This window comes from Alkalimonas mucilaginosa, assembly GCF_036327005.1.
GTDB classification, from domain to species: domain Bacteria; phylum Pseudomonadota; class Gammaproteobacteria; order Enterobacterales; family Alteromonadaceae; genus Alkalimonas; species Alkalimonas mucilaginosa.
The window spans coordinates 131806-150458 of the sequence record NZ_JAUGZK010000002.1 but is presented as its reverse complement, the minus strand read 5'-3'; the positions used below and the strand labels follow the sequence as shown (position 1 = coordinate 150458).

The window sequence follows — 18653 nt, the reverse complement described above, 5'->3', positions numbered from 1 at the left end:
GCGCAGATTTGCCCAATGATCTGTGTTATGTAATTTTATAAAAGAAACGTCAGGTTATGCAATCAAGCTGGATCCAGGCTGAACAATTAGCTCATTTATCCAATCAGACAGGCCCTGTCTGCATGAGCCCTTTACCCGGCTTTGATGTGCTGCGCATCCATGGCCCCGATGCAGAAAAGTATCTGCAAAGTCAGACCACTTGCGATCTACGCCGTTTAACCGATGGCAATTTTTTGCGTGGCGCGCACTGTGATGCCAAGGGTAAAATGTGGTCCATTTTTCATCTGCTGCAGCAAAGCAGCAATGACTTACTGGTCGTTGCTTATCGTGATGAACTGGTGACTTCCCTGGCGCAATGGCAAAAGTTTGGCGTTTTTTCTAAAGTCAGTTTCGAACCTGGCCAACAGGAGTGGGCTGTCTTTGGTATCACTGGCAACCAGACAGCAGTTACAGAACTGCTGCAACAACTGGGTTTTCCCGCTTTACAACCTGGTTTGCGTCAGCAACAAGCAGGCTGCCACTTACTGGCATTGGCTGAAGATCATTACCTGCTGCTATGCGATCACAGCCAGGCCCATCAATGGCTGTCAGACAGCGCCTTGCCTTTGAGTGCGCCAACTCGTTGGTTACTGGCTCATATTCAACATGGTTTAAGCTATTTGGAGCAGGAAAGTATCGGCCAGTACGTCCCACAAATGCTAAACTTACAAGCTCAGGATGCCATCAGTTTCGACAAAGGCTGCTACCTTGGCCAGGAAATGGTCGCACGAATGAAATATCTGGGTAAAAATAAGCGTGCTACATATATTCTATCGGCCCCTGCCAACGGCACACCAGTCGCTGGCAGTGAGATAGAGATGCAATTAGAAACCAACTGGCGCCGGGCTGGCCAGGTCATCAATGCCGTCAATATCAATCAACAACTTTGGTTGCTGGCGGTACTACCCAATGATACAACAGCGAACACTCGCTTACGGTTGGCTGCAGAGCCTGATACCTTGCTTGAGTTGCAACCGTTGCCATACACCCTTCAATAATTGAGGTCTTCATGTCTATTTCGCAAAACAAAGTCGTCGCCATGCATTACAAAGTCACTGATCCGCAAGGCACGGAGCTGGACTCATCCTTTGGTGGTGATCCACTGATTTTCCTGTATGGCCACGGCTCCTTAATCCCCGGACTGGAAAAAGCACTGGCTGGCAAAACAGCTGGTGATACCTTTAATGCCACCATCGAAGCTGCAGACGCTTACGGTGAACGTCATGACCAACTGGTACAATCGGTGCCAAGCTCGATGTTTGAAGGCATGGAAGTAGAAGTCGGCATGCGTTTCCGTGCCGCAGGCCCGGACGGTCGTGAGCACTCAGTGATTATTGTTGAAGTAGGTGATGAAGAGGTCGTGGTAGACGGCAACCATCCTCTTTCTGGCATCGATCTGACCTTTGATGTGGAAGTGCTGCAAGTGCGCGAAGCCACCGCCGATGAAATCGCCCATGGCCATGCCCATGGTATCGATGGTACTGCAGGCCATTGAAATTCAGCAAAAGCCACTCCTCTGTGAGTGGCTTTTCCGCCTCAAACCGTTACAAAGCTTGACAGATTGGTCGATTCACCTTATTTTTACTTCTTTTCGCCGCTAACCCAAATAGCCAGCAGGCCGTATGAAAGATCAACTGCTCATTTCTATTTCCAGTGTGCATGGCTCGCGCCAATACACCATAGGTAAATTGCTTCGTCGCTATTTTGTGATCATTGTGATGCTGTTAGGGGCTCTGACATTGGCCACCGCGATCTTTGTCAATTACCTGTTGAATCAGGTCGATAAACACCATCAGCAGCAACTGAGCCTGGAGCAGCATACCCAGCAACTGCTGGCAGACATCACCAGCCTTGAAAGCCACAGAGCCAATCTGGAAGAGGAACTGGCGGTTCGCAGCGATGAAATTTATATGGCAACCAGCCGGCTTGGAGAAATTGAGCAAGCTCTGGGGCTGGAGCAGGATAGCAGTCAGAATTTAGACCAACGGCTGGACACCGCTACGATAAACTCTGCGGTTCGTAGCACCATGCTGCAAATGATCCCCAGCGGCTCTCCGCTGGAGTTTCGTTACCGCTCATCTCGCTTTGGCAATCGTACCCATCCGATCCATGGCAATCAACGTCATCACCGGGGTGTCGATTTAGCCGCCAACCGGGGTACTCCTATCTATGCCCCGGCGGATGGAGTGGTTGAAAGTGTCCGTCCCAGCAATGGCGGTTATGGCAATATGCTAAAAATACGCCACGCCTTTGGCTTTGCTACCCTTTATGCGCATTTACACGAGTTTAAAGTGACAGCCGGTACCTTTGTTGAAAAAGGTCAGTTGATTGCCACAGTAGGAAATACCGGGGCCTCGACAGCACCCCACCTTCATTACGAAGTGCACTTTCTTGAGCGGCCCATCAATCCTCAAGCCTTTATGGATTGGGATACCAGCAACTTTGATCATGTATTTACACAGGAAAGGAGCATTCAATGGGATTCTTTAGTCAGCATGCTGGAAACAAAAGTAAGCAATCAGCTGCTACTGTCATCGCACAAGGCAGCTCCTTCCACGGAAGTTTCCGACTAACCTGCGATATTCATATCGATGGTTATATGGAAGGAAAAATCAATACCGAAAAAACCCTGGTAATCAGCCGCTCTGGCCGGGTGAAAGGTGAAATCATTGCCGACAAGGTCATTATCAATGGCTTGTTTGAAGGTGAGTGTTATGCCAATCACGTAGAAATATTACCCGATGGTAAAGCACAAGGCTGTATTCATAGCGATGAGCTTAGCATTGAGCGCGGAGGTCAGTTTATTGGTGAAAGTCAGCCGACAGCGGAAGATCAAGTGGTGAAACTGCAAAAAAGTGAGCCCAAGCCAGAGCTGGCTGATCAAGCCTCTAAACAAGACAATGCCGCCAGCTAAACCTGGCTATACGCCAAAAAAAACCGTGCCAAGCTGGCACGGTTTTTTGCTTAAAACAGCTTAAGCGTTTTGTACAAAGTCTTCGCCCAGCTTGATATCACCTTGCAGGGTTGGCAACATATCATCCATGGCTTTTTGCTCAAAGCCACTCAAGCTACCGATTGGCAGCAAACGCTCCACGCCATTCTTGCCCAGCACCAAAGGCTGCGCAAAGAAACGGGCATGAGTACCTTCGCCTTCAACATAAGCGTACTCAGTCACTTCTTCACCCTGTAAACCTTTGACTAAAGACACGCAGAAACGGGCAGCCGCCTGGCCCATGGACAGTGTCGCAGATCCGCCGCCAGCTTTTGCTTCTACTACTTCGGTGCCAGCATTCTGAATGCGGTGTGTCAAAGAGGCTACTTCGTCATCACTGAAGCTTACGCCTGCTACCTGTGACAATAACGGTAGAATAGTGGTCCCGCTGTGGCCGCCAATCACCGGTACTGTGATCTCTGCCGGATTTTTACCCTTCAATTCGGCAACAAAGGTCTCAGCACGGATCACATCCAGGGTAGTGACACCAAATAAACGACGAGCATCATAAGTGCCGGCTTTTTTGAATACTTCAGCAGCAATAGCAACGGTAGTATTCACTGGGTTGGTGATCACGCCAACCAGAGCTTTCGGGCACTGCTCAACAATAGCTTCAGCCAGAGTTTTCACTACATTGGCGTTGACATTAAACAGATCGGAGCGGTCCATGCCAGGCTTACGTGGCATTCCAGCGGGGATCATCACCACGTCCGCACCTTTCAGTGCAGTTGCCAGGTCCTCTTTACCATAGCCTTTTACCTGAACAGCGGTTGGGATATGGCTTAAATCGACAGCGACACCCGGAGTGACTGGAGCCAAATCGTACAAGGCCAATTCAGTCCCTGCCGGTAAATCCAGTTTTAATAACAACGACAACGCCTGGCCAATCCCACCGGCCGCACCTAACACAGCTACTTTCATTGGTAATCCCCTTGTTCAGTTGGTACACACAGGCATAAATATGCATGCAATGAATAAAATCCCGAGCATTTTACCCCATTTTGCGGTAATTTACTGCACAGACTTTAGTAATAGAGTAACTTGATCAGATTAGCCCAGCCGTACAGAAAAGTGACCATTATGACCAAGCAATTAAAACAAGAAGCCCTGATCCAGGCATTTAAAAACTTGCTGAAAGAAGAGCGCTTTGGCTCGCAAGGGGACATCGTGGATGCGTTAAAAGCATTGGGCTTTGACAACGTGAGTCAGTCCAAAGTATCCCGTATGCTCAGTAAATATGGTGCTGTTCGCACCAGGAATGCCAAGCAGGAAATGGTATACAGCTTACCACCCGAGCTAGGCGTACCTACCACCAAAAGCCCGCTGCGCCAGTTGGTGCTGGATATTGAACACAATGATGTGATGATCATCATTCGGACCAGCCCTGGCGCTGCACAGCTCATTGCCCGTTTGCTTGACTCTGTCGGTAGAGCTGAGGGCGTACTCGGCACCATTGCTGGTGATGACACCATTTTTATCGCACCAATCAGTGTGAAAAATATCAACTTTACGCTGGAAAAAGTCACTGAATTGTTTGAAAAAGTGTGAGCCACCGCCCTGCAAGCAGGGCGGGTTTAGCGGCGTTCATACTGTTCCAGAAAGCTTACCGAGGGTGCAAAAAAAGCAGCTCCCAAATCGGCCTGACAGTAATCCAGTAAACGATCATACCCATCCGCCTGCAACTCCCCTACGCCCAGTCGTTGACGGATAAAGGTTTCGAATGCTGTACTGTCGGAGCTGTAAGAAAGCCATAGCAGTCCCTGCTGTTTTAAATCCGCGAATGGCATATTTTGCGTCAATAAAGGGAGCGGCTGATTGCGGTTTTTATCCTGGAAAAAACACAGGCTATGACAATCTGCTTCCAGTTGCACCAACGGCAACCATTGTCCATCCGACTTGTTGCGCCCGATAATGGCCTGCTGCGCCGATACCGGCAGCAATTGCCAACGTTTCAGATCGTGCCGGAATCGCTGCAAGTGCAAATAGCTACCTGCTGCAAATTGCGGCTCCTGCGCGGTAGTCAGCAAAGCCAGCTCGCGTCGCTTTCGGCCCCGTACAGCTTCCGGTGCATCGATAAACCCCGTTAAATCGCGCCCATCCAAATAACGAAAACCACGCATCTGCTCCACCAGTTCAACAGCTGGAGCCAACAGCTGATACAACTGCTGCGCCACAAGATAGTTCACATCCTGCCGGTCGGAGCGAATTTGCAACAGCAAATCAAAAGCACTGGCTGGCATCAGCAACTCAGACGATTCCAGCACAGGAAAAGGCAGCAAACCCGCAGGTCGGGCTTCCGGATACAAAGTATCCCAATAGCTTGCACCTATCGCGACCACACCGGTCAGCATGGCTTCGGAAAAATGATCAGCCAGTTGGCTTACTAGTGCAGGGATTTGTGCCAGTTGCTGACGTAAAAAAACCTCCTGGCCATCGATGGCGTTTAACAACAAAAAATCACCATGCAAATTGGCTTCGGCACAAACTCCAAGCTGCTCTCTTGCCATGCGTGCTGTACTCCTTTCATCCTTTATCGTTTAATTTGTCCTGACCGGAGTGACCTTGAATAGTCAAATGACCGGCTCTTGTGTGAGATATATCTCACAAACTAGTGCGCCAAAGCGGCAAAAGATGCCATCCCCAGGTTGCGCACTCAACTTAACTGCATGTTTTATAAAAGATAAGCAAGAAAAAGTTACTTTTACAATAATATGACAGCAAAGTTTTTTTCCTACCCTCGGTAGCTGCCCTCCTCAGTTCAGCGCATACTAATCATGTCAGCGGATGACAAGTTCAGGATGAACAAAGCGCCACAGGATGTCACTTATTATATGCAATTTTAAGTGAATAGCGATCCACAGGATGTGTAAGGATGATTCAGGACCGGTTCAGGACGAACCTGCATGATAAGGAATACATGCCGCACAGGAAGCAGGTCAGGACGACCACAGGACTCACTCAGGATGAGTGACATTGGCAAAGCAGCTAATGGCAGGATGCACAGGACACGCAACGGACAGCAAGTGACTTTCGGATAAAGTCAGTCAAGGGAGCAGGCAGGACGCCACGATCGACAGGATTTCGATTGACTAGCGCAGATGGAACCAGAGGAACGAAGCAGGACCGCTCAGGATGAGTGTGAAGCAGCAGGAAGCCGCTTCTAAGGACAACAGGACACGGCAGGAAGCCAGGCAGGGAACCTTCAGGATGAAGGCACAGGAAGCCAGGCAGGGACAGCAACAGCAGGATGCTGAGCACAAGACGCAAGACGGCCGCTAGTAGTAGTGCGGCCGTTTTCTTTTGTGGTCGTTTCGTTTATCCCCAATAAAAAATCCCGCTGCCCTTACCAAGCTGCAGCGAGATGATCTCATTGCTTTCATAGAGTTTTGGTGGCTCGAACCCTCAGGTTCCTGCTAATCCGGTTTTACCTGTTGATAAGACAGAATCAGCCATGCGCCGGGAGACGCCACCGACATCTCCCGGTTCTGTTACTTTACTGAAGAGACAAATTCCGGGTAGGCTTCCACACCACACTCACTGCGATCCACCCCTTCGTACTCAGCTTGTTCACTGACACGAATGCCCATCACTTGTTTCAAAATGGCCCACACAATCAAACTGGTAGCGAACACCCAGACAAATATAGTGGCGGCACCAATTAGCTGGCCACTGAAGCTGCTGCCCTCATTGGTTAATGGCACCAGCAGCAAGCCAAACAAGCCAACAACACCATGCACTGAGATAGCACCAACCGGATCGTCAATTTTCAGCTTATCCATACCGATAATGGCTCCCACCACAATGCAGCCTGCGATAGCACCAAACAGAGTCGCCTGCAGTGGGGTTGGGGTGGAAGGTTCTGCTGTAATGGCCACCAGACCTGCCAGCGCACCGTTCAGTACCATGGTCAAATCAGCTTTACGGAATAGGATCACGGACAATATCAGCGCACCAATAGCACCAGCAGCTGCGGCCGCATTGGTGTTCACAAAAACCACCGCCACTTCGTTGGCATTGGCCATATCGCCCAGCTTTAATACCGAGCCACCGTTAAAGCCAAACCAGCCCATCCACAGGATCAAAGTACCGAGCGTAGCCAGAGGCATATTGGCCCCGGGAATTGCATGGGTTTTGCCATCGGCGGTGTACTTGCCTTTACGGGCTCCCAGCAATAACACACCAGCCAGGGCTGCAGAAGCACCGGCCATATGCACAATGCCAGAGCCAGCAAAATCGGAAAAGCCCAAGGCTTCTAGTTCGTACAAACCAAACACCGCCTGCTCCCCCCAGGTCCAGCTTCCTTGCACCGGGTAAATCACTCCAGTCAGTACCACTGCAAACACCAGGAAAGCCCAGAGTTTCATACGCTCAGCCACAGCACCTGAGACAATCGACATCGCCGTAGCAACAAACACAACCTGGAAGAAGAAGTCGGACGCACCGGCGTAAATAGAGTCACCACTGAAGCCATCTTCGCGGCCGGCAAACTCAGCCAGAGTGGCATCCACATCCAACTCCGTAATGCCACTTAAAAAGAAACCACCCTGATACATCAGCTGATAGCCGCAAATCAAATACATAATGCAGGCAATGGAGTACAGCGCGACGTTTTTGGTCAGAATTTCGGTGGTGTTCTTTGAGCGTACCATGCCGGCTTCCAACATGGAGAAACCAGCAGCCATCCACATCACCAGCACACCACACATCAGAAAGTAGAAGGTGTCCATGGCAAATTGTAAGTGATAAATTTGTTCTTGCATGCTGTTTCTCCCTAGATGGCGTCGGCGTCGGTTTCACCGGTACGGATCCGTACCACCTGCGACAGCTCAAACACAAAGATCTTACCGTCACCGATGCGTCCGGTGCAGGCGGCTTTTTCAATAGCAGCGATCAGGCGATCGACATGTTCATCCAGCGTGGCAATCTCCAGTTTGACCTTAGGTAGAAAATCCACCTGGTATTCTGCCCCACGGTAAAGTTCGGTATGCCCTTTTTGCCGACCGAAGCCTTTCACTTCAGTGACCGTTAAGCCTTCCACACCAATCTCCGCGATGGCTTCGCGAACATCGTCCAGCTTAAAGGGCTTGATGATGGCACATACAAGCTTCATAGATGTTTCCTTCTGGGTTTATCGTTATGATTGCCATCTCTATAAGGAAATCGTGTGCCAATTTTTCAAGAGATTGAATATCAATGAATAATTTGATTTGAAACGTTGTAGACATAAAAAAACGCACCAGATAGGTGCGTTTATTCCCAGCAAAAGTGCAGCTTTAGTAGGCGCCGTTGCGTTTCGCTTGCTGGCCGGCCACAAATACCTGCCATTGTTCTATCAGGGCAATCAAATCCACCAAACCACATTCAGCCTGGAGATTATCTTCATCCAGTGTCAATTCACTGCCAGCTAATTTATCCGGCAAGGGTTCATGCTCCTGCTCCAGTAAAGAGTGATGGCAAACCAACACATCACCATCTTCGACAAACAGCGACCAGTTTTTTCCCTGGTGTTGCCAACTGCAATGCTGATCCAGGGTATGCAGCTCACGCAGCAACAAATGATAGCCAGCCTGGTCCAGCACAAACTCATCCAGCAAAAAACGTGCAATCGCATCCTGCTCGGATGGCAACTGCAAATTGAAATTACCTGTGTCGCGGCTGTAATAAAACTCGTAATCCACAGTGCTTACCTCCTGCTGTCGATTATAGCTCAAAGCAAGGCGCTATGCTGGATGCCGGGCCACTCAATGCACTTATTTATCTGCTGTGCATTGGTAACAAGAGGGCTGCCGGGGGCAACTGGTACCGCGTGAACAAATAAGTTGTGCAGGCTTCTCCAAACTGCGGCTTATCCAGTTAATATTCAGAATGTTGGCAACGCTGATCAGCGGGCTTCGTACCGAGTTGGGGATCCTGGCGCCACCTCCCTCGGCGATACACAGTGCCTTCATATCGGCCGCCAGACTATCCGCATCCAGGCCTTGAGCTTCCAGTGCCGGATTAAGATCAATCCCGGCGCAAAGCACATGCGCATTACCGGCCAGATCCGTAACCCGCACCGATTCACAGCAGTAGATGCGCGGCCGGCCATGCACATCCAGCAGCGACAGTTGTGCCGAGCTGCCCTCACCCGGCACATCAAACATACGAAAAACAGCCCAGTGCTGGCATGGGTCCTCCACTGCCCGCATATTGCCCCAGGGTAGTGGAATGCCATTGCCCCGATACACCGCTTTTAACTTCCCCGGCGTATAAGCATCAAAGTAATGCCAATGCGGATAGCTGGATACCGCCGTCATCCGCCGCATTGCGACCGAAGCCGATACCTCAGCCAACTTATGACTGCTGATTTCATAACCATGGCGGTCCAGCAACTGGCGAAAAGGTACTTTCGGGCACAACAATGCGCCGGCAAAAAAACTGGATTCAAAATCACGCCAGGCATGCAGAATATCTTCCGGCGACACCCGGTCGGTGACCATAGCACCGGAGCTGTGCGCGCCCCCAACCGACATCGCACTTTTCACGCCATCTTTGTTGTGCAACACGGCATGGCCAATATGTACCGCCAGCTCGTATTTGAGCCGGGTTGGGTACTGCTGCAACAACCGGTTCAGTTTTAATATTTTAGGGGGTTCGAACCAGGAGGTAGGCACATTGTTGCTGCGCACGCCCAGTTCATCCAGTACCTCTGCCGGCGCTTCATCAAACCAGCTGAGCTGCAATCCCTGAGCCTTTGCCAACTGTAGCAAATCATCCACACTGAGCGGCATGCGCTTTAAACCAATCTCCTCTGCGGCCCGCTCCAGCTCCGGAAAATGATTTTGATGATGCTCCTGGTGTGCCCGGATCAACAGCTGGGCAAACTGGCGTGAGCTGGTCCCGGTTTGCGATAACATTTCCGGCAAAGCAATTTGCAGGATATCTGGTGAGAATAAAAAACCCGGTTCCAGTGGCATACCATGAATGCCACCACGGCTGCCTTTATTCGGAATAATATCTTCTTGCTGCTCCTCACCATCTAAAAACCAATCCAGTGGTTTTTGAAACACCTCGGCAATCACTTCCAGCATCTCAACACTGGGCACTCGCTTACCCCGCTCAATCATCGATAAATAGGAGACCGAAGGCGCGTACTCCGGGCTCACCCGGATACAGCGCGTAGACAAGTCCTCCATAGTTAAGTGATTTCGCTTACGCAAGTTTCGTATTTTTGTCCCCAAAAAATGGGACTTCCGCAGTAAGGATTTATTGGCTTTCATTTTGTAAAATTCACACTGTAAAATTTTTATTGTCAAATTACTCTTAAAATTAGCCTAGACTAAAAATCGAGCAAGGGCAATAACTCCCTGCCGGTACCCGACAGCACCAGTGGCATGAACCACGGGCAAACCATACGGATAGAGAGTGAGGAATTGACAATGAATACGATGACACAAGCCGCTACCGCCAAACGCGATGTTCAACCGCTGATCCAACAAGAGATCAGCCAGATCCATCAATTGAACGAGCACCATGTGCAGCAAGTCATGGCGTATTCCAAAGGCCTGCTGGATAAATTATTTCCATTGACGGAAGGCTCGCACCGCGATGTCTGCCAGTACGAAGTCTACTATCAGCATTTGCTGGCATTCTTCGCCGATGGCCGCAAAGCGGGCTTGCAACAACCTGGTCAGTTTGTCGCCTTGTGCGGCCGCAAAAGCGCACCGGATGCCATTGTATTGATGCAGGATGGCCGCCACGTCGAAATCAGCCTGGGCCACTGCGAACACAGTGATGCTGCCGGCATCAATGATATTCAGATTGAATTGCCCGAGCAGCAAGCCTGGTTTAGCCTGGTGCATGGCTGCCAGTTGGCTGCCGAGCCAAAACAATTCACCGCACCGGATGGTGAGGACTATCAGATTGGTTGAGTACCAGTCAGTCATCCGGCAAATCAAGCTGAAACTCCGCGCGCAGAGCCCTGTAATCAGGGCTTTGCACAAAGTCGATTAACGCCTGATTAAAAGCCTGCATTTGGGCCAAGCTAAGTGCGCTATGCCGACTAAAAGCAAAATAAATATCCACTACCGCAAGAAAAGGCAACAGAATTTCCAGCGGTGGACTTTGCTGCTGCATCAGGGGAGCACGACTGACCGTTAAATAGGAAGCAATGCCAAGTTGCAGCCGGCCATGTGACAGCAAGTTCAGTAATAAGGTATCGGACTCCACCATGGTGACAGCATTCAATGGCAATGCATCCAGTACCTGACCATAGGAAAACCCCCGCACCAGTGCTAGCTCATTGTCGGCCAGCTCAGCCATATTATCGCTGAGTGATACCTTACAAACCCTGTAACAAACTAATACGATCCCATCTTGCAGGTAACTGATATCACTGAACAGGAACCGTTCCGATCGGCTGTCGCTGTGATACATGACCAGCACCAGATCAGCCCGCCCCATCTCCAGATGATGTACGACCCGATTCCAGGGAAGGCGCTGCCAGTTCAGTGAAAGTTGCAATTGCGCACTCAGCGCCTGCAACACTCGGACTGAAAAGCCATCCATCTCACCATCAAAATTCTGATAATAAAAAGGAGGGTAATCTTCTGCAGCGATTGCAACGCGAAGCGTACCAGCCGGGGGAGTAACGCCGGTCCCGGCAAATACCTTCGCTGTAAAAAGGGGGGTGGAGAAAAAGAGCAATACACAAAACAGGTAAGTACGGTACCCAAGTACCATACGCCGGGGCCAGTAATACCCACTCAGTCCGGCAACCATCACCTGCATCCTTGTCGCAGTACACTCTTCTAATCATAGCCAAATGTTAACAAAGCGAAAGATTAGAAGTGACTAATCAAAGGTTCTTTTAGAGGCTTTTCTTCTAAATAAGCCTCGCTCACGCCACAATTATTGCAACAGCTGTAAAGCATCAGGCACAAAAGGCCGGCCTCTGGCATTCACCGCCGTACCAATCACCAAAGCTTCCAGCATCACTTTCTGATCGCGACTGCGGATCACCTGCTGCCGAAAACCAAAACGCAGTTTTGAAATGGGTTCATAAGCGACTGTAACAGCAAAGTGATCGCCACTTTGCAGCGGTGCTTTGTAATCCAGTTCCGAGCGTACCACCACCAGATTCACCTGCTGGCGGGCCAGCTCGGCGAAATCAATGCCTTTGCTTTGCAAAAACTCATGGCGGGCATGCTCCAGGTAGTTGAAATAGACCCCATTATTGACAATGCCCTGCATATCGCACTCGTAGTCACGTACTTTAAAGTCAACAGAAAACACCGGCTGCTCTCCAGATGCTGATGGCCGTAATAAGATGGCTTAGTTTACCAAGGAATGGCGGTTAAGTGGTCAGCTATCTGGCAGCATTCAGCGATGTGGCTCGTCCGGATCGTGCCAATGGGCTTTTTCGCGATCTGTTTTACGTCGTTTAAAAAGAGAACCGTTTCGTTCCGTCCATTCGCTGTATTTGCGGTGCACCCCGCGGCGCATCGCTGCCGAGGAGTTTTCCAATACATCTATCCCAACCAGCACAGCCACCACCAATAAAGACAACTTAATGGCTGCTGCATCCTGACCAATCCCAATGCAAACACCCACAGCGGCCAACATCCAGATGGTGGCCGCTGATGTCACGCCCAACACCATGCCATCGCGGGTCAGCATCACACCTGCGCCCAGGAAACCTACCCCGGTAATCACCTGGCCGATAATACGGGATGGATCAGTTACTTCAGTATTGGTCGACACCGAGGCGGCAATAAACACATAAGTGCCAAGCACAATCAAAATTGAGGTGCGAATACCAGCCGGCTTGCCGCGCAATTGCCGCTCTAGGCCAATCACAAAACCACAAAACAATGCCGTGGCTATTTCCTGCCAGGCCAGTGGGCTGAGATCTAGCAGTTCAGTCAACTCCATCATTGAGGCCCTTCCTGCAGCTTCAGCGTTATCGCTGCACCGTCGACCTTGCCACAATCATGCAGTGGCTGAATGCTGGCAATCGCCAACAATGGAATAGTCTGCTCACCGCTTTCTGTTTCACACAAAAGGTATTCCTGCTCGGCAGTATTGCGGGTTCCTGCGGCTCTTATTGTCCGCGTGGTACCATCCTGCAAATTCAGCAACAGCAGCTGTTTGCGCAAGCAAAAAATTTCTACCCAATCGTGCTGATCGCAGTCGATAATCATGATAGTTTCCAAAGTGATGAGACTGATCTGAGTGTAGCTGAGTTGCGAGCAAAGTGGATAGCAGGATTTAACTTGGTCACCACCATCAGCTAAGCTACACTGTCCACAAGCCATAGATTGAGGCCACTCCATTCCATTGGATATAGAGCCACTGACCAGAGCCATTGAACGCCTGCAGGAAGGCTTGCTGCGCTACCAGCAGGATATTCGTGATATCCAGATCCGTGATGGCTTGGTACAACGCTTTGAATTTACCTACGAAATCAGCCATAAAACTCTGAAGCGCTATCTGGAGTTTAGCTCGCCGTCCCCAGAGCAGTTCGATCGAATGCCTTTTGCCGATCTCATCCGTACTGCCAACGAGCAGGGCCTGTTGCAAGGCAACTGGCCAGCCTGGCGGACTTACCGAGATATGTGCGCCAAAACCAGCCATACCTACGATGAAGACATTGCCCTGCAAGTGGTGGCCGGGATCCCTGACTTTCTGGCGGAATCACGGTTTTTGGCCACGCAACTGCAACAACGCTTAGCTCATGAATAAACCTGAGCGTTTGCAAGTCAGTGAACCGGAATGGCAACACATTGCTGCTATATTGCAGCAGTATCTGTCGCAATATCCGGTGTGGGCTTTTGGCTCCAGAGTGCAGGGCAAGGCCAAACCCTATTCCGATCTGGATCTGGCCATCATCACTAAACAACCGCTTCCCCTGAGTCAGCTGGCCGAGGTGGCCGAAGCCTTCAGCGAGTCTGATCTTCCCTGGAAAGTAGATTTGGTCGATTGGGCCAGTACCTCGCCCGATTTCAAGCGCATTATTGCAGCGCAAAAGCTCGTTATACAGCCTTAAAGACAAGGATAGTTATGCTTACCCTACCCCATTCACACCGCCTTAATTTTACCCTGCTTGGCATGCAAGACGCGGAGCTGTTGTACGAAGTGGATCAGGACGAAGAAGTGATGCGCTACCTCAATGGCGGCAAGCGCAGCAGCATGGCCAATATTGAACAGACCATGCTAACCCGCATGGCGAAGTACCTCGATCCAGCACTTGGTTTTGGCATCTGGCAGGTGCGTCGGCTAAGTGATCAGGCCTATTTAGGTTGGGTGCTGATCCGGCTAACGTTGACTTCAACAAGCCCTAGTTTAAAGCTGCAAGAACATGCTTCGGATCCCGCTCAATAGCGCGCAGCAAAGCCTTAGCCGGGCCGGTTGGCTCTCGTCGGCCTTGCTCCCAATTGCGCAAGGTACCTAGTTGCACATTAATCAAACTTGCGAAAGCTGCTTGCGTTAACTGTGTTTTTTGCCGGATTTCTTTTACCTTCAGGGCAGTCACATAGTATTCCCGTGATGGTTGGCGCTCACCTCGCGCAATTTCATCCATTTGCTGCACACTTTCCAGCAGTTGGTTAAACAGATTGTCGTTCATATCACCACCTCTCAACTATATTTTTCAATAACTTCAGTTGTTTATCTGTTAGATTATCCTGCTCATTTTTCGGGTAAATTAGCAATAAACGAATCTGGTTATCCGGCTGCAAAAAATAGTAGATCACCCGGACACCGCCACTTTTCCCTTGGCTATCACGTCCCCAGCGTATTTTACGCAAACCACCACTATTTTTTATGAGTTTGCCACTGTCTGGATTGTTCGCCAAATGCTGCTGGAACACCCGATACTCATCATCAGACATCAGCTGCTTCAGTAACCGGGTAAACACTGCTGTTTCTACAAAGATCACAATGCATCCTTTCATGTACGTCAATGGCGTACTTTTATACAAGTATGCGACACAGATGGCGAAGCGTCAATCACAAACAACAAAGGCCGCAAATGCGGCCTTTATCTATTGATTTACGGAAGAAAAATTACTTTTTCTTCTTTGCCTTTGGGTTTGGCAAATCGGTGATCGAGCCTTCGTAGATCTCGGCGGCCAGGCCGATGGACTCGTTCAGCGTTGGGTGGGCATGCACGGTCAGGGCGATGTCTTCAGCATCGGCGCCCATCTCAATGGCCAGGCCGATTTCACCCAGCATTTCACCGGCATTGATACCAACGATGGCGCCACCAATAATGCGGTGACTTTCTTTATCGAAAATCAGCTTGGTGAAGCCTTCGGTGCGGGCAGAAGCGATGGCGCGGCCTGAAGCTGCCCATGGGAAGGTCGCTGCTTCGTAATTGATGCCCTGCTCTTTGGCTTCTTTCTCGGTCACACCTACCCAGGCCATTTCCGGATCGGTGTAAGCCACTGAAGGAATGCCGCGTGGGTCGCAGTAATGCTTCATACCAGAAATCACTTCTGCAGCCACATGACCTTCGTGCACCGCTTTGTGCGCCAGCATTGGCTGGCCAATCACGTCACCGATGGCGTGGATGTGCTTGACGTTAGTACGCAGCTGCTTATCGACATTGATAAAGCCACGCTCGTCCACGTTCACGCCGGCTTTGGCCGCATCCAGCAGGTTGCCGTTTGGCTTACGGCCAACTGCCACCAGAATTTTGTCGTAACGAACCGCTTTTTCTGGTGCGTTTTTGCCTTCAAAGGTCACGTACAGGCCGTCTTTCTTCGCTTCCACGCCCACCACTTTGGTCGACAGCATGATGGTGAAGTTTTTGCTGTTGAACTTGGTGTAAGCTTTGACGATATCGGCATCGGCTGCTGGCACCAGTTGGTCGGCAAATTCAACCACTGATACTTTGGAGCCCAGAGCCCGGTACACAGTACCCATTTCCAGGCCAATGATACCGCCACCCAGCACCAGCATTTCGCCAGGAATGTCTTTTAATTCCAGCGCGCCGGTCGAGTCGATGATGCGGTCGTCGTCTTTTGGAATAAACGGCAGCGATACTGGCTCAGAGCCGGCAGCAATCACAGCATGCTCAAAGGTAATGGTGGTATCGCCCACCTGCAGGGTGTTGGCACCGGTGAACTTGCCGTAACCATTGACGACGTTGACTTTACGCATCTTCGCCATGCCATCCAGACCTTTGGTCAGTTGACCAACCACTTTGTCTTTCCAGGCACGGATTTTATCCAGATCAATCTCCGGCGCACCAAAAGTTACGCCGTGGGATGCCATTTCTTTGGCATCGTCGATCACTTTGGCAACGTGCAACAAGGCTTTGGAAGGGATACAACCCACGTTCAGACAAACACCGCCCAGGGTGCTGCGGGCTTCTACCAGGGTTACGTCCAGGCCTAAGTCGGCAGCACGGAATGCTGCAGAATAGCCACCAGGGCCTGCGCCCAATACCACGACCTGCGTTTTGATCTCTTTGCTCATCGTTATACCTTTCACCTTGTGAACCATAGTGGCAGCGCGCGTACTAAGTGGTTGCTTACAACCGCGCAGGCTGCCGACGAAAAATGTGGCTGAATTTTAGCATTCAGCCTGAATGATGTCTTGTAACTTTTCAGCGCAGCAACAAAACTTTGCTGGCTAATAACGACCTTAGAGTTGACTTAGGGAGTTGACCGGGTAGCGTACGCGGCCACACCGTTCTCTGCCAGTGCAGCTGATTGGGTACGCTAAACAGACGCTTTTTGCCAGGGATGGCAAAACGCAGCCCCCATGGATGGGTTCACGGCGTGTCTGTGTGCGCTACCCGATCAGCAGCACCTACACCTAAGCTATCTCTGCCAGTGCTGCTGACTGGGTACGCTAAACAGACGCTTTTTGCCAGGGATGGCAAAACGCAGCCCCCACGGATGGGTTCACGGCGTGTCTGTGTGCGCTACCCAATCAGTAGCACCTACACCTAAGCTATCCTTACCCGAAACTACATAATAATCTGACGAATATCCGCCAGATAGCTCGCCAAAGTGGCAGTAAAGCGTGCCGCCAGCGCGCCGTCAATCACCCTATGGTCGTAGGAGACCGACAACGGCAGCATCAGCTTAGGCTCGAACTCCTTGCCGTTCCACTTCGGTTTGATCTCCGATTTGGAAACCCCCAAAATGGCAACCTCAGGCGCATTCACAATCGGGGTAAAGGCCGTGCCACCAATGCCGCCCAGGCTGGAAATGGTAAAGCAGCCGCCCTGCATATCGGACGAGGTCAGCTTGCCATCCCGCGCTTTAGCAGAAATCTCCATCAGCTCTTTCGACAGTTCAATCACGCCCTTAGTGTTGACATCCCGTACCACCGGCACCACCAGGCCATTCGGCGTATCGACCGCAATGCCCAGATGGACGTATTTTTTCAGGATCAGGCTCTGGCCATCTTCCGATAACGAGGAGTTAAAGGTTGGGAATTCTTCCAACGCCTTGGCCACCGCTTTCATAATAAACACCAGCGGGGTGTACTTCACGCCCAGCTTTTTCTTCTCGGCCAGCGCATTTTGCTCTTTGCGGAAATCTTCCAGTCCGGTGATATCGGCTTCGTCGAACTGGGTGACATGCGGAATACGCACCCAGTTGCGATGCAGGTTGGCACCGGAAATCTTCTGAATACGGCTTAGCGGCTTTTCCTCAATCTCACCAAAGCGGGCAAAATCCACTTTCGGCCAGGCCAGGACATCCATGCCAGCGCCGGAGCTTGCCTTGCCGGATTCCGCCTGCTTCACCAGCTCTTTGACGTAGTTTTGCACATCTTCGCGCAGCACCCGGTTTTTGCGACCGGTGCCTTTGACTTTAGCCAGGTTCACGCCAAACTCGCGTGCTAAGCGCCGAACTACCGGGGAGGCATGGGCATAGGCTGCATTTTCAACAAACTCGTCCTTGCCGGCTGCTTTGCTGTCGCTGGCAGCAGGCTTGCTGTCTGAGCTTGCTGTGCTGTCCGACTTGGCCGGCTGCTCCGTTTTGGCATCGGCCTTGCTCTCAGCTTTTTTCTCGCTTTGGGCTGGCTTGCTGGCCTTGCTGCCAGAACCTGCCACTTCAAACACCATGATTAGACTACCGGTTTTGACTTTATCACCGGTGGTTACCTTGATCGCTTTGACCGTACCGGCAAAAGGTGCCGGTACTTCCATCGAGGCTTTATCGCCTTCCACCGTCAGCAGAGACTGCTCGGCTTCGACGCTGTCGCCAACACTGACCATGATTTCCGTGACTTCAACTTCATCGCCACCGATATCCGGTACTTCTACCTCTTTCTCTTCGCTACCTGCCGCCTCATCGTCTGAAGCATCATCAGCGCTATCCTTGGCAGCCGTATCCGATGTGGCCGCTTCGTCTTTGTCTGCAGTGTCGGTCTTTTCGCCATCTGCCGCTTCAAATACCATAATCAGGCTACCGGTTTTCACTTTATCGCCGGTGTTCACTTTAATGGCTTTGACCACGCCGCCTTCGCTAGCCGGTACTTCCATCGAGGCTTTGTCGCCTTCTACCGTCAACAGAGACTGCTCTGGCTCCACCGTATCACCAACGCTGACCAGAATTTCAGTCACTTCAACTTCATCGGCGCCAATGTCCGGCACATGAATTTCAATACTCATTGGTCATCC

24 protein-coding genes are annotated in these 18653 nt (G+C 50.9%); 10 read left to right on the top strand and 14 right to left on the bottom strand.

Features of this window, described 5'->3' with window-relative positions:
* Positions 1–56: 56 nt before the first annotated feature.
* From ygfZ to QWF21_RS02970, 4 genes are all read left to right on the top strand, one after another.
* The gene (ygfZ, locus tag QWF21_RS02985) at positions 57–1037 is read left to right on the top strand and encodes a tRNA-modifying protein YgfZ (RefSeq protein ID WP_330086554.1); all 981 of its coding nucleotides are present in this window, start codon (positions 57–59) and stop codon (positions 1035–1037) included.
* An 11-nt stretch (positions 1038–1048) separates the two neighbouring features.
* Complete coding sequence (locus QWF21_RS02980) at positions 1049–1534, top strand: FKBP-type peptidyl-prolyl cis-trans isomerase (RefSeq protein WP_330086553.1); 486 nt, start codon at positions 1049–1051, stop codon at positions 1532–1534.
* A 127-nt stretch (positions 1535–1661) separates the two neighbouring features.
* Entirely contained in the window at positions 1662–2612 is a 951-nt protein-coding gene (locus QWF21_RS02975) for a M23 family metallopeptidase (RefSeq protein WP_330086552.1), read from the top strand.
* A complete protein-coding gene (locus QWF21_RS02970; RefSeq protein ID WP_330086830.1) occupies positions 2573–2953 on the top strand; it encodes a bactofilin family protein in 381 nt (126 codons plus the stop codon). The genes QWF21_RS02975 and QWF21_RS02970 overlap by 40 nt, the downstream gene beginning before the upstream one ends.
* A gap of 60 nt (positions 2954–3013) precedes the next feature.
* Here the strand turns inward: QWF21_RS02970 and mdh are convergent, their stop codons facing one another.
* Positions 3014–3952 carry a malate dehydrogenase gene (mdh, locus tag QWF21_RS02965; protein ID WP_330086551.1) on the bottom strand — a complete coding sequence of 313 codons (939 nt, stop codon included), beginning with the start codon at positions 3950–3952 and terminating at the stop codon, positions 3014–3016.
* A gap of 159 nt (positions 3953–4111) precedes the next feature.
* On the opposite strand from mdh, the gene argR reads away from it, so the two are divergent.
* Complete coding sequence (argR, locus tag QWF21_RS02960; protein ID WP_330086550.1) at positions 4112–4579, top strand: transcriptional regulator ArgR; 468 nt, start codon at positions 4112–4114, stop codon at positions 4577–4579.
* Between the two features lie 26 nt (positions 4580–4605).
* On the opposite strand, the gene QWF21_RS02955 is transcribed toward argR, so the two are convergent.
* Entirely contained in the window at positions 4606–5538 is a 933-nt protein-coding gene (locus QWF21_RS02955) for a Dyp-type peroxidase (protein WP_330086549.1), read from the bottom strand.
* A 625-nt stretch (positions 5539–6163) separates the two neighbouring features.
* Between QWF21_RS02955 and QWF21_RS02950 the strand changes: the two genes are divergently transcribed.
* The gene (locus QWF21_RS02950; protein ID WP_330086548.1) at positions 6164–6310 is read left to right on the top strand and encodes a hypothetical protein; all 147 of its coding nucleotides are present in this window, start codon (positions 6164–6166) and stop codon (positions 6308–6310) included.
* A 209-nt stretch (positions 6311–6519) separates the two neighbouring features.
* On the opposite strand, the gene QWF21_RS02945 is transcribed toward QWF21_RS02950, so the two are convergent.
* From QWF21_RS02945 to QWF21_RS02930, 4 genes are all read right to left on the bottom strand, one after another.
* Entirely contained in the window at positions 6520–7791 is a 1272-nt protein-coding gene (locus QWF21_RS02945) for an ammonium transporter (RefSeq protein WP_330086547.1), read from the bottom strand.
* An 11-nt stretch (positions 7792–7802) separates the two neighbouring features.
* Complete coding sequence (glnK, locus tag QWF21_RS02940) at positions 7803–8141, bottom strand: P-II family nitrogen regulator (protein WP_091343543.1); 339 nt, start codon at positions 8139–8141, stop codon at positions 7803–7805.
* Between the two features lie 163 nt (positions 8142–8304).
* Positions 8305–8709 carry a YacL family protein gene (locus QWF21_RS02935; RefSeq protein ID WP_330086546.1) on the bottom strand — a complete coding sequence of 135 codons (405 nt, stop codon included), beginning with the start codon at positions 8707–8709 and terminating at the stop codon, positions 8305–8307.
* Positions 8710–8781: 72 nt separating this feature from the next.
* A complete protein-coding gene (locus QWF21_RS02930; protein ID WP_330086545.1) occupies positions 8782–10290 on the bottom strand; it encodes a DUF3612 domain-containing protein in 1509 nt (502 codons plus the stop codon).
* A 159-nt stretch (positions 10291–10449) separates the two neighbouring features.
* On the opposite strand from QWF21_RS02930, the gene QWF21_RS02925 reads away from it, so the two are divergent.
* On the top strand, positions 10450–10941 hold the full coding sequence (locus QWF21_RS02925) for an aldolase/citrate lyase/malate synthase family protein (protein ID WP_330086544.1): 492 nt from the start codon (positions 10450–10452) through the stop codon (positions 10939–10941).
* Between the two features lie 7 nt (positions 10942–10948).
* Here the strand turns inward: QWF21_RS02925 and QWF21_RS02920 are convergent, their stop codons facing one another.
* The 4 genes from QWF21_RS02920 to QWF21_RS02905 all read right to left on the bottom strand — a co-directional run bounded on the left by QWF21_RS02920 (position 10949) and on the right by QWF21_RS02905 (position 13212).
* Entirely contained in the window at positions 10949–11791 is an 843-nt protein-coding gene (locus tag QWF21_RS02920) for a substrate-binding periplasmic protein (protein ID WP_330086543.1), read from the bottom strand.
* 129 nt (positions 11792–11920) lie between these two features.
* A complete protein-coding gene (locus tag QWF21_RS02915; protein ID WP_330086542.1) occupies positions 11921–12304 on the bottom strand; it encodes an acyl-CoA thioesterase in 384 nt (127 codons plus the stop codon).
* Positions 12305–12391: 87 nt separating this feature from the next.
* Positions 12392–12943, bottom strand: a complete 552-nt coding sequence (locus QWF21_RS02910; protein ID WP_407935256.1) for an MgtC/SapB family protein — start codon at positions 12941–12943, stop codon at positions 12392–12394.
* Positions 12943–13212, bottom strand: a complete 270-nt coding sequence (locus QWF21_RS02905; protein WP_330086540.1) for a Rho-binding antiterminator — start codon at positions 13210–13212, stop codon at positions 12943–12945. The genes QWF21_RS02910 and QWF21_RS02905 overlap by 1 nt, the downstream gene beginning before the upstream one ends.
* Before the next feature lie 130 nt (positions 13213–13342).
* Between QWF21_RS02905 and QWF21_RS02900 the strand changes: the two genes are divergently transcribed.
* From QWF21_RS02900 to QWF21_RS02890, 3 genes are read left to right on the top strand one after another with little or no spacing between them, the layout of a single operon-like run.
* Positions 13343–13753 carry a nucleotidyltransferase substrate binding protein gene (locus tag QWF21_RS02900; RefSeq protein ID WP_330086829.1) on the top strand — a complete coding sequence of 137 codons (411 nt, stop codon included), beginning with the start codon at positions 13343–13345 and terminating at the stop codon, positions 13751–13753.
* A complete protein-coding gene (locus QWF21_RS02895; RefSeq protein WP_330086539.1) occupies positions 13746–14057 on the top strand; it encodes a nucleotidyltransferase family protein in 312 nt (103 codons plus the stop codon). Before QWF21_RS02900 ends, QWF21_RS02895 begins: the two co-directional genes overlap by 8 nt.
* Before the next feature lie 14 nt (positions 14058–14071).
* Positions 14072–14392, top strand: a complete 321-nt coding sequence (locus QWF21_RS02890; protein WP_330086538.1) for a GNAT family protein — start codon at positions 14072–14074, stop codon at positions 14390–14392.
* Here QWF21_RS02890 and QWF21_RS02885 read toward each other — a convergent pair.
* From QWF21_RS02885 to aceF, 4 genes are all read right to left on the bottom strand, one after another.
* Positions 14349–14636 (bottom strand): helix-turn-helix domain-containing protein, encoded by a 288-nt coding sequence (locus QWF21_RS02885; RefSeq protein WP_330086537.1) that lies wholly within the window; start codon positions 14634–14636, stop codon positions 14349–14351. The genes QWF21_RS02890 and QWF21_RS02885 overlap by 44 nt on opposite strands.
* Before the next feature lies 1 nt (position 14637).
* Positions 14638–14949, bottom strand: a complete 312-nt coding sequence (locus QWF21_RS02880; RefSeq protein WP_330086536.1) for a type II toxin-antitoxin system RelE/ParE family toxin — start codon at positions 14947–14949, stop codon at positions 14638–14640.
* Positions 14950–15076: 127 nt separating this feature from the next.
* Positions 15077–16492, bottom strand: a complete 1416-nt coding sequence (gene lpdA, locus QWF21_RS02875) for a dihydrolipoyl dehydrogenase (RefSeq protein ID WP_330086535.1) — start codon at positions 16490–16492, stop codon at positions 15077–15079.
* A 496-nt stretch (positions 16493–16988) separates the two neighbouring features.
* The gene (gene aceF, locus QWF21_RS02870) at positions 16989–18644 is read right to left on the bottom strand and encodes a pyruvate dehydrogenase complex dihydrolipoyllysine-residue acetyltransferase (protein ID WP_330086534.1); all 1656 of its coding nucleotides are present in this window, start codon (positions 18642–18644) and stop codon (positions 16989–16991) included.
* Between the last annotated feature and the right edge of the window lie 9 nt (positions 18645–18653).